The sequence below is a fragment of the Streptomyces sp. NPDC004539 genome, from assembly GCF_040610055.1.
GTDB lineage: Bacteria > Actinomycetota > Actinomycetes > Streptomycetales > Streptomycetaceae > Streptomyces.
In genome coordinates this window covers 1-15,048 of record NZ_JBEXLS010000002.1, presented here as the reverse complement: position 1 = coordinate 15,048, position 15,048 = coordinate 1, and the positions used below count along the sequence as shown (strand labels likewise).

6 protein-coding genes, 1 tRNA gene and 1 rRNA gene are annotated in these 15,048 nt (G+C 69.5%); 1 reads left to right on the top strand and 7 read right to left on the bottom strand.

The window, feature by feature from the left end:
• Nucleotides 1-33: 33 nt before the first annotated feature.
• The 4 genes from ABZX85_RS03770 to ABZX85_RS03755 all read right to left on the bottom strand — a co-directional run bounded on the left by ABZX85_RS03770 (nt 34) and on the right by ABZX85_RS03755 (nt 10,691).
• Nucleotides 34-876 (bottom strand): RodZ domain-containing protein, encoded by an 843-nt coding sequence (locus ABZX85_RS03770; RefSeq protein ID WP_355862343.1) that lies wholly within the window; start codon nt 874-876, stop codon nt 34-36.
• Between the two features lie 508 nt (nt 877-1,384).
• Complete coding sequence (locus ABZX85_RS03765; protein ID WP_355862342.1) at nt 1,385-4,102, bottom strand: DNA translocase FtsK; 2,718 nt, start codon at nt 4,100-4,102, stop codon at nt 1,385-1,387.
• A gap of 218 nt (nt 4,103-4,320) precedes the next feature.
• Nucleotides 4,321-5,004: a response regulator gene (locus tag ABZX85_RS03760; protein WP_355862341.1), complete on the bottom strand. Its 684-nt coding sequence runs from the start codon at nt 5,002-5,004 to the stop codon at nt 4,321-4,323.
• Nucleotides 5,005-5,249: 245 nt separating this feature from the next.
• Nucleotides 5,250-10,691 carry a HAMP domain-containing protein gene (locus ABZX85_RS03755; RefSeq protein ID WP_355862340.1) on the bottom strand — a complete coding sequence of 1,814 codons (5,442 nt, stop codon included), beginning with the start codon at nt 10,689-10,691 and terminating at the stop codon, nt 5,250-5,252.
• Between the two features lie 342 nt (nt 10,692-11,033).
• On the opposite strand from ABZX85_RS03755, the gene ABZX85_RS03750 reads away from it, so the two are divergent.
• Nucleotides 11,034-13,772, top strand: a complete 2,739-nt coding sequence (locus tag ABZX85_RS03750) for a SpoIIE family protein phosphatase (RefSeq protein ID WP_355862339.1) — start codon at nt 11,034-11,036, stop codon at nt 13,770-13,772.
• Nucleotides 13,773-13,834: 62 nt separating this feature from the next.
• On the opposite strand, the gene ABZX85_RS03745 is transcribed toward ABZX85_RS03750, so the two are convergent.
• From ABZX85_RS03745 to rrf, 3 genes are all read right to left on the bottom strand, one after another.
• Nucleotides 13,835-13,907 (bottom strand) — tRNA-Thr (locus ABZX85_RS03745).
• 89 nt (nt 13,908-13,996) lie between these two features.
• Nucleotides 13,997-14,659, bottom strand: a complete 663-nt coding sequence (locus ABZX85_RS03740; RefSeq protein ID WP_355863074.1) for a DegT/DnrJ/EryC1/StrS family aminotransferase — start codon at nt 14,657-14,659, stop codon at nt 13,997-13,999.
• Between the two features lie 110 nt (nt 14,660-14,769).
• Nucleotides 14,770-14,886: ribosomal RNA gene (gene rrf / locus ABZX85_RS03735) — 5S ribosomal RNA — on the bottom strand.
• Between the last annotated feature and the right edge of the window lie 162 nt (nt 14,887-15,048).

The window sequence follows — 15,048 nt, the reverse complement described above, 5'->3', positions numbered from 1 at the left end:
ACGGGGTTCGACAAGATCCCCCGCCCCACCCCCTCACCCCGCCTGCGGATCACCCTTCGTATAAGTAAGCCTCTCCACAGCCCCCGCCTTGAACTCGTTGTCGAGCTTCTTGCCGTTGACCCACAGCTCGATGGCCCCCGCGTCCCCGAGGACGAGGTTGATCTTGCTGTTGTCCTGGAAGGTCTTGGACTGCCCCTGCTTGAGGAGGTCGTCGAAGAGGAGGCGGCCGTTGTGGTCCTTGGCGGAGATCCAGCTGCGCCCGTGGGTGGCGCTGACGCGGACGGTGACCTTGTCCAGGGGGGCGGCGGCGATGGCGTCGTCGGACGGGGTCGGCTGGAGGTCGGTGGCGAGCTTCTCGCTCTTCGGGGTGGGCGCGGTGGTGGACGCGGACGGCGTGGGCGTCGCACCGCCGGCGATCTGATCGGTCTTGTCGGCGTCGTCACCCTTGAAGGCGGTGAATCCGACAAAACCGATCACCGCGACGATCGCGGCGACCATCGCGGCCGTCCAGTTCGGCCCCCGCCGCTCCGGGCGGATACGTTCCGCCTCGAAGAGCGGCGCGGCCGGCGTCGGCGCGGGACGCCCGCCGTGCGCCGCGTCGAACCGGGCGATCAGCGGCGCCGGATCGGTGTGGACGGCGCGCGCCAGCGTACGGAGGTGCCCGCGCGCGTAGACGTCACCGCCGCAGGGCGTGAAGTCGTCGGCCTCGATCGCGTGGACGATGGCGATGCGGATGCGGGTGGCGGTACTGACGTCGTCGACGGTCATACCGGCAGCGATACGCGCCTGCCGGAGCACATGGCCGATGGAGGGGGCTTCCTCGGAGGAAACGTCTGCGAAGGGACGCTCGTCTTCAGGGGAGTTGCCGATGGACACGGGGGCGCCTTTCGAGCGTGTAGCCGCCTGTGCTGGAAATACAGTTTAGGGGGGGTACAAAAGGGTGGGGCAACCGGGCGGTCGGACTTTGTACGCCATCGGTATGGCCGGACAAGCCGACAGCGGGACGGACCGGGCCAGGGTGAGGCCCTTACCTGTCCTTCGCTCAACTGGACGTGCGACAAAGGGAAACGGTTGCCCGACGATCTCTAACGGGTGAGTCACGAAGCCCCCCGCTCCCCCGGCCACCCCACCGGCCACCCGTACGAGCCCCCGCCGACCGCCCCACAAGCCCCCGCCCACCCGGCACAGACCCCCGCCGCCCACTCTCCGAACCGAACCGAACCGACCTGAACCCACTCACTCACCCAGCCACCACGCACCCCTCTACCCCCCTTACCCCTCCCCCTCCCTCTGCCCCCCACCCCCTCCAGGCCCCGCCCCACCCCCTCCCAGCAGGCCCCCTCCCCCCAGACACCCCCACCTCACCCCACCCCCACCCCCGCCCTCACCCACCCCCCCTGATCACATCCAGCACCCCATCCAGCTCCTCCGGCTTCACCAACACATCCCGAGCCTTCGACCCCTCACTCGGCCCCACAACCCCCCGAGACTCCATGAGATCCATCAGCCGCCCGGCCTTCGCGAACCCCACCCTCAGCTTCCGCTGAAGCATCGAGGTCGACCCGAACTGCGTGGACACCACCAGCTCGGCCGCCTGGCACAGCAGATCCAGATCGTCCCCGATCTCCTCGTCGATCTCCTTCTTCTGCTTCGACCCCACCGTGACGTCGTCCCGGAAGACCGGCGCCATCTGGTCCTTGCAGTGCTGGACGACGGCCGCGACCTCGGCCTCGGTGACGAACGCCCCCTGCATCCGGACCGGCTTGTTCGCCCCCATCGGCAGGAACAGCCCGTCCCCCTTGCCGATCAGCTTCTCCGCGCCGGGCTGGTCGAGGATGACCCGGGAGTCCGCGAGCGAGGAGGTGGCGAACGCGAGCCGGGAGGGCACATTGGCTTTGATCAGACCGGTGACGACGTCGACGGACGGCCGCTGCGTGGCGAGCACCAGGTGGATACCGGCCGCGCGCGCGAGCTGCGTGATGCGGACGATCGAGTCCTCGACGTCCCGGGGCGCGACCATCATCAGGTCGGCCAGCTCGTCGACGATCACCAGTAGGTACGGGTACGGCTTCAGCTCCCGCTCACTGCCCTCGGGCGTCTTCAGCTTGCCCTCGCGGATGGCCTGGTTGAAGTCGTCGATGTGCCGGTACCCGAACGCCGCGAGGTCGTCGTAGCGCAGGTCCATCTCCCGGACGACCCACTGGAGCGCCTCGGCCGCGCGCTTGGGGTTGGTGATGATCGGCGTGATCAGGTGCGGAATGCCCTCGTACGCGGTCAGCTCGACCCGCTTGGGGTCGACGAGGACCATCCGGACGTCCTCGGGGGTCGCCCGGCACATGATCGAGGTGATCAGACAGTTGATGCAGGACGACTTGCCGGACCCGGTGGCCCCGGCGACGAGGATGTGCGGCATCTTCGCCATGTTCGCCATGACGTACCCGCCCTCGACGTCCTTGCCGAGCGCCACCAGCATCGGATGGTCGTCCTCGGCCGCGTCCGCGAGCCGCAGCACGTCCCCGACGTTGACCATCTCCCGGTCGGTGTTGGGGATCTCGATCCCGACGGCCGACTTCCCGGGGATCGGGCTGATGATCCGTACGTCGGGACTGGCGACGGCGTACGCGATGTTCTTGGTCAGCGCGGTGATCCGCTCGACCTTGACGGCCGGGCCCAGTTCCACCTCGTAGCGCGTGACCGTCGGCCCGCGGGTGAAGCCGGTGACGGCGGCGTCGACCTTGAACTCGGTGAAGACGTTCGTCAGGGACGCGACGACGGCGTCGTTGGCCTCGCTGCGCGCTTTGCCGGGGCCGCCGCGCTCCAGGAGGTCCAGGGAGGGCAGCGAGTAGGTGATGTCCCCGGAGAGCTGGAGCTGCTCCGCGCGCGGGGGCAGGTCGCGCATCTCCTCCGGCGGGGCCTTGGTCAGGTCCGGCACTATCCCCGGCTTGAGCTTCTCCTGCTTCGGCGGCCGGGCCGCCGGGACGGGCGTCGGCCGCGTCGGCTGGCGGTCGCCGACGCTGACGCCCTGGGTGAGGTCGGCGACGAGCGGGGAGGGCGGCATGCCGTGCAGGACGGCGCCGTCGAGGTCCGCGGCGGCTGCCGCCGCGATGTCCACGGCGTCCGGCTGACGGTCCGCGGCGGGCTGGGGCACCCCGGGGCGCCTCGGCCGTCCGCGACGCCGCGAGAGGGCCGCTTCCTCGGCGTCCTCGGGGCCGTACGGCTCTCCCCCGGCCGCCCGGCGGCGCGCTCGCCCGGGGAGCGCCTCACGCCACTGCTCGTCGTAGCGCGCGTCGTCGTCACCGAACTCCTCGTACTCGTCGTACGCCTCGTCCCGGTCGTGCAGGATGCCCAGTTTGACGCCCAGCAGCCGCAGCCGCTGCGGGATCGCGTTGACGGGGGTGGCGGTGACGACGAGCAGCCCGAAGACCGTTAGCAGCACGAGGAGGGGTACGGCGAGGACCTCGGTCATCGCGAACGTCAGGGGAGTCGCCGCCGCCCATCCGACGAGCCCGCCGGCGTCCCTTATGGCCTGCATCCCGTCGCTGCGCGCGGGCGATCCGCACGCGATGTGGACCTGCCCGAGAACCCCGATCAGCAGCGCGGAGAGCCCGATGACGATACGGCCGTTGGCCTCGGGTTTCTCCGGATGCCGCACGAACCGTACGGCGATCACCGCGAGCAGGATCGGTACGAGGAGGTCGAGCCGCCCGAAGGCACCGGTCACCAGGATCTCGACGAGGTCGCCGACGGGGCCCCTGAGGTCGGCCCAGGTGCCGGCGGCGACGATCAGCGCGAGCCCGAACAGCAGCAGCGCGACGCCGTCCTTGCGGTGCGCCGGGTCCAGGTTCTTCGCCCCGTTCCCTATCCCGCGGAACACGGCCCCCACGGCATGCGCGAGGCCCAGCCACACGGCGCGTACGAGGCGGTAGACGCCGCCTGTCGGACTCGGCGCCGGCTTGGGCGCGGGCTTCTTCGCCGCGACCTTCCTGGCGGGCGCCTTCTTCGCCGGCGCCTTCTTCGCTACGGCCTTCTTCGCCGGAGCCTTCGCCGGAGCAGCAGCCTTCTTGGCGGGCTGCTTCTTGGCTGCGGAGGGACGTGAGGCCATGGGTGTGAGAGTACCGGCGGAAACAACACAGGACACGTGTGCCTACAGCTTCACCCGTCCGTGTCGCCTCCCCAGAGGCCCGAAACTGACGCCGAGCCTGAAGGCGCTTCCTGCAAGGAAGTTAGACGGGTGGGCGCAGCGGCACCCCGCCGGCACGGGCGGGCGAAACCCCGCCCACCCCCGCCACGACGTACCCGCACGCGCCCCGAACCCCGCCCTCAGCCCTGCGAAGGCACGGTAGGCGCCCCACCCCCGGCCCCCGGCTCCAACGCGTCCAGCGCCCGCCGCAACCCCGTCAGCTTCCGCTCCAGATGCGCTGCGGTGGCCACCGCCGCCGCATCCGCCGAATCGTCGTCCAACTGCTTGGACAACGCCTCAGCCTGCTCCTCGACCGCCGCGAGCCGCGCGGACAGCTCCGCGAGCAGCCCGGGCGCCTCCTTGCCCCCGTCGACCCCCGGCCGCCCGCTCCCGTCCAACTGGAGCCGCAGCAACGCCGCCTGCTCCCGGAGCTGACAGTTCTTCATGTACAGCTCGACGAAGACCGAGACCTTCGCCCGCAGCACCCACGGGTCGAACGGCTTGGAGATGTAGTCCACCGCCCCCGCCGCGTACCCCCGGAACGTGTGATGCGGCCCGTGGTTGATCGCGGTGAGGAAGATGATCGGGATGTCCCTGGTCCGCTCCCGACGCTTGATGTGCGCGGCCGTCTCGAATCCATCCATTCCCGGCATCTGGACGTCCAGCAGAATGACCGCGAAGTCGTCCGTCAGCAGTGCTTTGAGCGCCTCTTCCCCGGACGATGCCCGCACCAGTGTCTGATCCAGCGCCGAGAGGATCGCCTCCAGCGCCAGCAGATTCTCCGGCCGGTCATCGACCAGGAGGATCTTGGCCTTCTGCACCATGGCCCGCCCTCCTCGCCCCGGCAGTGCACCGGGCGCCGCCCCTGGGGACGACATCCTTTGCGCCGCCCTTCCTTGTGCCGGTCATGGTAGCCGCACCCCGACCGTCGCCACACCCTGTCACCGCGATGTCACAGTGCACGTAGCAGGAACGCAGCGAGAGACCAGAAGGTTCCCCGAACACCGTCCCGCTGCCCAGAGCCGACCACCCTGAGTCAGCGCGTCACGGCACCTCCACACACTTCCCCTCACCCTTCCCGCATCCACTGCTCCATCACGGACAGCAGATGGTCCGGGTCCACCGGCTTGGTCACATAGTCGGACGCACCGGACTCGATGGCCTTCTCCCGGTCGCCCTTCATCGCCTTCGCGGTGAGCGCGATGATCGGCAGCCCGGAGAACTGAGGCATCCTGCGGATCGCCGAGGTCGTCGCGTACCCGTCCATCTCCGGCATCATGATGTCCATCAGGACGACCGCGACGTCGTCGTGCTGCTCCAGGACCTCGATGCCCTCCCGGCCGTTCTCGGCGTACAGCACCGACAGGCCGTGCTGCTCCAGGACACTGGTGAGCGCGAACACGTTGCGGATGTCGTCGTCGACGATGAGCACCTTGTCGCCGCCGAACCGGATGTTCACGCGCGCGTGCGCCGTGTGCTCCCCGTTCTCCTCGCCGGACGCGGACCGCCGTCGGCGCCGGAAGAGCGCCGCGGCACCGTTCTGCGTCTCGTGGTACGACTTCACCTCGGCCGGCGTCTCGATCTCCGACGGCACCGGCCCGGTCAGCTCGACGAGCGCCACGAGCCCGTTCTCGGAGGCCACCAGATCGCCCGCCTCCAGCGCCGGCACGACCTGCTGGTAGCCCTGCGGAGGCAGTTCGCTGGGCCGCAGCGGCAGGTACAGCGTGAACGTGGAGCCGCGCCCCGGCTCGCTCTGGGCGTGGATCTCCCCGCCGAGCAACTGCGCGATCTCCCGCGAGATGGACAGCCCGAGCCCCGTACCGCCGTACTTACGGCTGGTCGTCCCGTCGGCCTGCTTGAACGCCTCGAAGATCACCCGCATCTTGCTGGCCGCGATCCCGATGCCCGTGTCGGTCACGGAGAAGGCGATCAGCGGGGCGTCCGCGTCGGTCAGCGAACCGGCCTCCAGCAACTGCTCCCGGATCACCACCGGGACGTCCGTCCCGGCGGGCCGGATCACCAGCTCGACGGAGCCGGAGTCGGTGAACTTGACCGCGTTGGACAGCAGGTTGCGCAGCACCTGGAGGAGGCGCTGCTCGTCGGTGTGGAGCGTGGCGGGCAGCTCCGGGGAGACCCGGACGGACAGGTCGAGGCCCTTCTCCGCGGTCAGCGGCCGGAAGGTGGCCTCCACGTAGTCCACGAGCTGCACGAGGGCGATCCGGGTCGGGGAGACGTCCATCTTGCCCGCCTCGACCTTCGACAGGTCGAGGATGTCGTTGATCAGCTGGAGCAGGTCGGAGCCGGCGCCGTGGATCGTCTCGGCGAACTCGACCTGCTTCGGGGAGAGGTTGCCCTCCGCGTTGTCGGCGAGGAGCTTGGCGAGGATGAGCAGCGAGTTGAGCGGGGTGCGCAGCTCGTGCGACATGTTCGCGAGGAACTCGCTCTTGTACCGCATGGACACGGCGAGTTGCTCGGCGCGCTCCTCCAGGACCTGCCGGGCCTCCTCGATCTCGGTGTTCTTCACCTCGATGTCCCGGTTCTGCCGCGCCAGCAGCTCGGCCTTCTCCCCCAGCTCCGCGTTGGACGCCTGGAGCGCCTTCTGCCGCTGCTCCAGCTCCCCCGAACGCTCCTGGAGCTGCTCGGCCAGCTCCTGCGACTGCTTCAGCAGCCGCTCCGTCTTGGTGTTGACGGAGATCGTGTTGACGCTCGTCGCGATCATCTCGGCGATCTGGTTGAGGAAGTCCTTCTGGATCTGCGTGAACTCCCCGAAGGACGCCAGCTCGATCACCCCGAGCACCTTCCCCTCGAACAGCACCGGGAGGACGACCACCTGCGCGGGCGGCGCCTCCCCGAGCCCCGAGGAGATCTTCAGGTAGCCGCTGGGCGCGTTGGAGACGAGGATCGTGCGCTTCTCCAGCGCGGCCGTCCCGACGAGCCCCTCACCGGGCTTGAACGACGTCGGCATCGACCCCATCGAGTAGCCGTACGAGCCGAGCATCCGCAGCTCGTACTGGTCGGGGCCGGCGTCGGAGGTCGCCATGCTCAGGAAGAACGCGCCGTGCTGCGCGGCGACCAGCGGCGGCAGCTCGCTCATGATCAGCGAGGCGACGTCGACCTGGTCGCGCCGGCCCTGCAACAGGGCCGACACGCGCGCGAGGTTGCCCTTGAGCCAGTCCTGCTCCTTGTTGGCGATCGTGGTGTCGCGCAGGTTGGCGATCATCTTGTTGATGTAGTCCTGGAGCTCCTGGATCTCCCCGGAGGCGTCCACGTCGATCTTCAGGCTGAGGTCGCCCCTGGTCACCGCGGTCGCCACCCGGGACATCGCGCGCACCTGCCGGGTGAGGTTCCCGGCCATCTCGTTGACGGACTCGGTGAGGTCGCGCCACGTGCCGTCGACGTCGCGCACGCGCGCCTGTCCGCCGAGCGCCCCCTCGGTGCCCACCTCGCGGGCCACCCGGGTGACCTCCTCGGCGAACGAGGAGAGCTGGTCGACCATCGTGTTGATGGTCGTCTTCAGTTCGAGGATCTCGCCGCGCGCGTCGATGTCGATCTTCTTGGTCAGGTCGCCCTTGGCGATGGCCGTCGTGACCATCGCGATGTTGCGGACCTGTCCGGTCAGGTTGGACGCCATCTGGTTCACCGACTCGGTGAGGTCCTTCCAGGTGCCCGACACCCCGGGCACGTGCGCCTGGCCGCCCAGGATGCCGTCCGTACCCACCTCGCGGGCCACCTTGGTGACCTGGTCGGCGAACGAACTGAGCGTCTTCACCATGGTGTTGAAGGTGTCGGCGAGCTGCTGGACCTCGCCCCGCGCCTCGATCGTCACCTGCCGGGTCAGGTCGCCGTTGGCGACGGCCGCCGCGACCTGGGAGATGTTGCGCACCTGCATGGTCAGGTTCTTGGCCATCAGGTTGACGTTGCCGCTGAGGTCCTTCCAGATGCCCGTGACCCCGGGTACGTGCGCCTGCCCGCCCAGGATGCCCTCGGTACCCACCTCGCGGGCCACGCGGGTCACCTGCTCGGCGAAGCTGGAGAGCTGGTCGACCATCGTGTTGACGGTCGTCACCAGCTCCAGGATCTCGCCCTTGGCGTCGACGGTGATCTTCTTCGACAGGTCGCCCTTGGCGACGGCGGTGGTGACCTCGGCGATGTTGCGGAGCTGGGTGGTCAAGTTGTTCGCCATGAAGTTGACGGACTGCGTGAGGTCCTTCCAGGTACCGGAGACGCCCTGCACCTCCGCCTGGCCGCCGAGGATGCCCTCGGTGCCCACCTCGCGCGCGACCCGGGTGACCTGCTCCGCGAACGACGACAGCTGGTCCACCATCGTGTTCAGCGTGTTCTTGAGCTCCAGGATCTCCCCGCGCGCGTCCACGGTGATCTTCTGCGAGAGGTCACCGCGCGCGACCGCCGTGGCGACCTGCGCGATGTTGCGGACCTGACCGGTCAGGTTGGACGCCATGCCGTTCACGGAGTCCGTGAGGTCCCGCCACACCCCGGCCACCCCGGGCACCTGCGCCTGCCCGCCGAGCCGCCCGTCGGTGCCCACCTCGCGGGCCACCCGGGTCACCTGCTCGGCGAACGAGGACAACTGGTCGACCATCGTGTTGATGGTGTTCTTCAGCTCCAGGATCTCCCCGCGCGCGTCCACGTCGATCTTCTGCGAGAGGTCACCGCGCGCCACAGCTGTCGTCACCTGAGCGATCTGACGCACCTGGGAGGTCAGGTTTCCGGCCATGAAGTTGACGGAATCGGTCAGTTCCTTCCACGTCCCGGACACCCCGTCCACCCGCGCCTGACCGCCGAGCCGCCCTTCCGTACCCACGTCCCGGGCCACCTTCGTGACCTGGTCGGCGAAGAGCGACAGCTGGTCGACCATCCGGTTCACGGTGTTCTTCAGCTGGAGCATCTCGCCGGAGACGTCGACGGTCACCTTCTGCGACAGATCGCCGTTCGCCACGGCCGTCGTCACCTGCGCGATGTTGCGGACCTGTCCGGTGAGGTTGCGGAACGCCGTGTTGACGGAGTCCGTCAGGTCCTTCCAGGTCCCGGCCGCGCCCAGCACCTGCGCCTGCCCGCCCAGTTCACCCTCGACGCCGATCTCCCGCGCAACCCGGGTCACCTCGGCCCCGAACGCCGAGAGCTGGTCCACCATCCCGTTGACGGTGTTCTTCAGCTCCAGCATCTCGCCGGCCACGTCGACGGTCACCTTCTGCGACAGATCGCCGTTCGCCACGGCCGTCGTCACATAGGCGATGTCCCGCACCTGCGTGGTGAGGTTGCGGAACACCGTGTTGACCGAGTCCGTCAGGTCCTTCCAGGTCCCCGACACACCGGGTACGTTCGCCTGCCCGCCGAGGCGTCCCTCGGAACCGGTCTCGTTGGCGACCCGCGTCACTTCGTCCGCGAAGATCCGCAGGGTCTCCGTCATCTGGTTGATCGTGTCCGCGAGCTGCGCGACCTCCCCGCGCGCGGGGACGGTCACCTTGCGGGACAGGTCGCCGTTGGCGACGGCCGTCGTCACCTCGGAGATCCCGCGCACCTGGGCCGTCAGGTTCCCGGCCATGGTGTTCACGGAGTCGGTGAGCTCCTTCCACACCCCGTCCACACCGCGCACCTGCGCCTGGCCGCCGAGGATGCCCTCGGTGCCCACCTCACGGGCGACACGGGTCACCTCGGAGGAGAACGCGGAGAGCCGGTCGACCATCGCGTTGACGGTCTCCTTCAGCTCCAGCATCTCGCCGGCGACATGGACGGTGACCTTCCGCGACAGATCACCGTTGGCCACGGCTGTCGTCACGAGCGCGATATCGCGCACCTGTGCGGTCAAACGATCCGCCATCGTGTTGACCGATTCGGTCAAGTCCTTCCACGAACCGGACATTCCACGAACCTGCGCCTGACCGCCGAGCTTGCCCTCGGTACCCACCTCGCTGGCCACGCGCGTGACCTCGTCGGTGAACGTCGACAGCTGGTCGACCAGGTTGTTGACGACCCGCCCGACCTTCAGGAACTCGCCCCGCAGCGGATGCCCGGCCCCCTCCGGGGTGTGCGCCCGCAGCTCCATACGCGGCGACAGATCGCCCTCCGCGACCGCCGACAGCACCCGGCTGACCTCGGAGACGGGCCGCGCCAGATCGTCGACCAGCGAGTTCGAGGCGTCGATGGCCGCGGCCCACGACCCCTCGCAGACACCGGTCTCCAGCCGCTCGGTGAGCTTGCCCTCACGGCCCACCATCCGCCGTACCCGCGCCAGTTCACCCGTCAGATGCAGGTTCCGGTCCGCCACCTCGTTGTAGACGGCCGCGATCTCGGACATCACGCCGTCGCCGGACACCGTGAGCCGCTTGCGGAAGTTGCCGTCCCGCATGGACACCAGGGCGGCCAGAAGACGGTTCAGAGCGGCCGTGTCCACCACGGTCGTCTCCCCCGCACGGGCGGCACGCGTCCTGTTCAGGGACGTCCCGCCTTTCGCGCGCGCCTTCGTGCCCCGCGCCGCTGCGCCAGACTCCACTTGTCCCTCCCGCACGGGTCGACCCCTACCAGTACCGCGTATCGAAGCCCGATGTAATCAGGCCACAGTGAAGGCTGCTGCCCGACGTACACGGAAGACACCCAGTCTGCCCGGACCTTCACAAGAAGCTTGCCCAGTGTTTCACCCTCGACGAACACGGCCATAACACTTCGGCGGCTGCGCACATCGTCCGCACATTCCGGGAACGGTGAACACGGGCGACCGGCATCCGCGGGACCCCGGAAGGTCAGTAACCTTGCATAGGCTGTCCAGCCGCGCCGGCCCGACCCGGCCTGGGCGGTGGCACCAGCACGAGCGGGCAGCGGAGGGGCGGCCGACGTAATGACCACCGGACTGATTCCCGGGGGACAGCCCCCGGACCCCCGGCCGGCCGGCACGCGCCCGCCCCAGCCACGCCACCCGGACGACCGGGAAGCACTGTCCGCCGACGACCGGCCGAGGAGTTCTGTGATCACCGCGCGCGCGGCTGCCAGTTTCGAGCCTGCGGGACGATCGGTCGCGACCGCCCGCGCGTTCGTCCGCGACACCCTCCAGGGATGGGGCTTCGCCGACATCGTGGACGACGCCGTCGTCCTCACCAGCGAACTCGTCACCAACGCCGTCATCCACGCGGGCACCCACGCCGACGTCCTGTGCCTGCGCAGCGACGACGGCGTACGCGTCGAGGTCGCCGACCGCTATCCGGAGCGCGAGATCCCCCTCCAGGGCGCGCTGCCCGCCATGAGCAACCCCGACCGCGAGGGCGGGCGCGGACTCCAACTGTGCGCGGCCATCGCGGGCCGCTGGGGCGTCGAGTACACGCCCACCCACAAGAACGTGTGGTTCCAGATCGCCCTGCCCGAACGCGCGGTGGGCACCCGCGCGGCCGGCCCGGCCCTCCCGGTCGGCCTCCTGCCGCTCGCCGACAGCCGGGTGCGGGTCGCCGTCGTACAGATCGACCGTACGGGCTCGATCTCCGCCTGGAACGAGGACGCCGAGGACATCTTCGGCTACCCCGCCGACCAGGTCATCGGCAAGCCCCTCACCGACCTCGCCGCCTGGCCGCACACCCCGGGCACGGCCACCGGCATCGCCGAGGCCCTGCAACTCTCCCGCTGGGAGGGCAGTTACGGCATCCGCGGCGCCGACGGCCGGGTCACCCCCGTCTACGCCTCCCACCTGCGCGTCCGGGACACCGGCGGCGAGCCCTCCACCGTCTGCCTGCTGGTCCGCGACCACGAGCGCGCGGTCCTCCAGACCCCGGCCCGCGTCCCGGCCGGCGACGCCGCCACCTCCTCCGACTCCCCGAACACCGACCCGTTCGAGGTGTTCATCGGCTCCCCCGCACCGGACGACCTCGACGGCCTCCTCCAGCGCACGGTGGAGCGCGCCCGCGACATGCTCGACGCGGACGCCGCGTTCCTGCTCCTCGCGACGGACGACGAGACGGAACTGGAGGTCCGCGCCTCGACCGGCCTCCCCTCCACCCGCCAGCGATTCGCCCGCGTCCCCGTCGAGGCGGGCCCCGGCCGCTACGGCTCCGCCCGCATGCCCGCCGTCCACGAGGACCTGACGGCCGTCCCCGGCGCCGTACCGCTGCTGAACGGCACCGGCATGCGGGCCGTCGTCACCGTCCCGCTGAAGGTCGAGGGACGGCTGACGGGTTCGCTGGGGGTCGCCTCCGAGTCGCCGGGCCGCTACTCCAACGAGGAGGCGCTGCGCCTCCAGTTCGCCGCGGACCGAATCGCCCTCGCCGTCGAGTCCGCGCGCCTGGGCGAGCTGGAGCGGCTGCGCAGAGGCTCGCTCAGCTTCCTCGTCGAGGCGTCCGACCTCCTCGCCGGCACCCTGGACCGGGACCAGACGCTCGCCCTGATGGCACAGATGACGGTGCCGACGCTGGCGACCTGGTGTGCCGTGTACACGATCGCCGACCAGGCGTCGGACCCCTACCTGTCGTACGTCCTGCACGAGGACGAGGAACTCATCGACGGCATCAAGTCGCTGCTGTCGAAGACGGCCCCGCCGGACCCGGTCCCCACCCCGGGCGCCCGCGTCTGGACCGCCCCCGGCCAGGCGGCCCACGAGGCGGCGCTGCGCAGCTCGATGCGGAGCCTGGGCCTGGCCGGCGGCCCGGCGCACCCGGTCTCCTCGGGCATCGGCCCCACCCTCGCCACGGCCTCCGCGGTCGGCGGCGAGACGGTCGTCCTGCCCCTGGTCGCCCGCAACCGCGTCATCGGCATGCTGACCCTCGGCAAACCGACCGACGAACACTTCCGCCAGGAGATCCTGGAACTCGCCGAGGACCTCTCCCGCCGAGCCGCCCTGGCCCTGGACAACGCCCGCCTCTACTCGGAGCGCACGGCCATCAGCCAGGCCCTCCAGCGCAGCCTCCTGCCCCCGGGCCTGCCCGAGATCGACGGCGTCGAGGTCGACGTCATCTACCGCGCGGCCGGCGAGGGCAACGAGGTCGGCGGCGACTTCTACGACGTCTTCCCGATCAGCGACGGCGCGTACGGCTTCGCCATCGGCGACGTCTGCGGCACCGGCCCCAACGCCGCCGCCGTCACCGGCCTCGCCCGCCACGCCCTGCGCCTGCTCGCCAGGGAGGGCCTGAGCGGTCCGGCGGTCCTGGAGCGCCTCAACTCCGCGATCCTCGACGAGGGCGCCCGCAGCCGCTTCCTGACGCTCCTCTACGGCGAGCTGCGGCCCCAGGAGGACGGCAGCGCCGAGCTGAAGGTCGTCTGCGCCGGCCACCCCCTCCCGCTGCGCCTGCGCCAGGACGGCACGGTCGAGCCCGCCGCGGAACCCCAGCCGCTCCTGGGCGTGATCGAGGACCTGGAGCTGTACGAGCAGACGGTCACCCTCGACCCCGGTGACGTCCTCCTCTGCGTCACCGACGGCGTCACGGAACGCCGCGAGGGCAGCCGCATGCTGGGCGACGACGGCCTCGCCGACGTCCTCACCACGTGTACGGGTCTCACGGCGGGTGCGGTCGCCGCCCGCATCATGCGCGCGGTGGAGCGGTTCGCCTCTGACGCGCCGTCGGACGACATGGCCATTCTGGCGATGCGGGTGGCGTGAGAACGGGGAGGAAGAGGCCATGAGAAAACCCCCTGCCATTCAAGGCAGGGGGTTTATTTCTGAGCCCCCAAACGGAATCGAACCGTTGACCTTCTCCTTACCATGGAGACGCTCTACCGACTGAGCTATAGGGGCCTTGTTACCTTTTGGGCGATTTCCCTCTCGGCAACAAGAAGATCGTACCCTGAACGAGCGTGTATTCCCAAACCCGTTCAGCGGGCCGATCAGTAGGCCGACTGCAACAGCCCGCCGAGCGCGTTGCAGGCGGACACTATGCGCTGCATGTCACGCTTCGTCAGCCCGGCGTCGACCGGCAGCGCCAGCGTCTCGTCGGCGGCCCGCTCGGTCTCCGGCAACGACACGCACCGCCGGAACTCCGGCAGCCGATGCACAGGCGTCTTCACCGGCACCCGGCAGGCAACTCCCTTGCCGCGCAAGGCCCGAGCGAAAGCGTCCCGGTCCGGCCGGCCGTTGCCGGGCACCCTCACCACATACTGCTGATACGTGTGCCCGTCACCACCGTCCGGCGTCCACACCCCACGCAACCGCGCGTCCAGATAAGCCGCCCGTTCCCGCCGCTGAGCGACCTCGTCGACGGCCCCTTCCCCGTCCCCCTCCTCCAGCACCAACAACCCACGCCGCGCCCCGACTTCCCGCAACCGCGCCACATCCGCCGGCCGCCCGAAGCGGTGCACCACGACGACGGCCGCCGTCCGAGGAGTGACGACCGACTCGACGGCCAGCGCGTCGAGGCAGTAACTCACCGGGTCCACATCCGCGAACACCGGCATCGCACCGACCCGGGCCACCTCTTCGGCGAGCTCCGTGTTACCGAAGGCCGGCACCACGACCTCGTCACCGAGTCCGACACCCGCAGCCCTGAGCATTGCTCCAGTACCCATGGTGGGATGGTCGGCGTGGAACGTGAACTCGAAGTGACGACAAACAAAAAAGAGGTAGGCCCTGAACCGAAGTTCAGGGCCTACCTCTAATAATTGTTCGGCGGCGTCCTACTCTCCCACAGGGTCCCCCCTGCAGTACCATCGGCGCTGTGAGGCTTAGCTTCCGGGTTCGGAATGTAACCGGGCGTTTCCCTCACGCTATAACCACCGAAACACTATGAAACAATCAACCGCACCACGCTCTGTGACAAACGCGGGGTTGTTCGTGGTTTCAGAACCAACACAGTGGACGCGAGCAACTGAGGACAAGCCCTCGGCCTATTAGTACCAGTCACCTCCACCCCTTACAGGGCTTCCAGATCTGGCCTATCAAC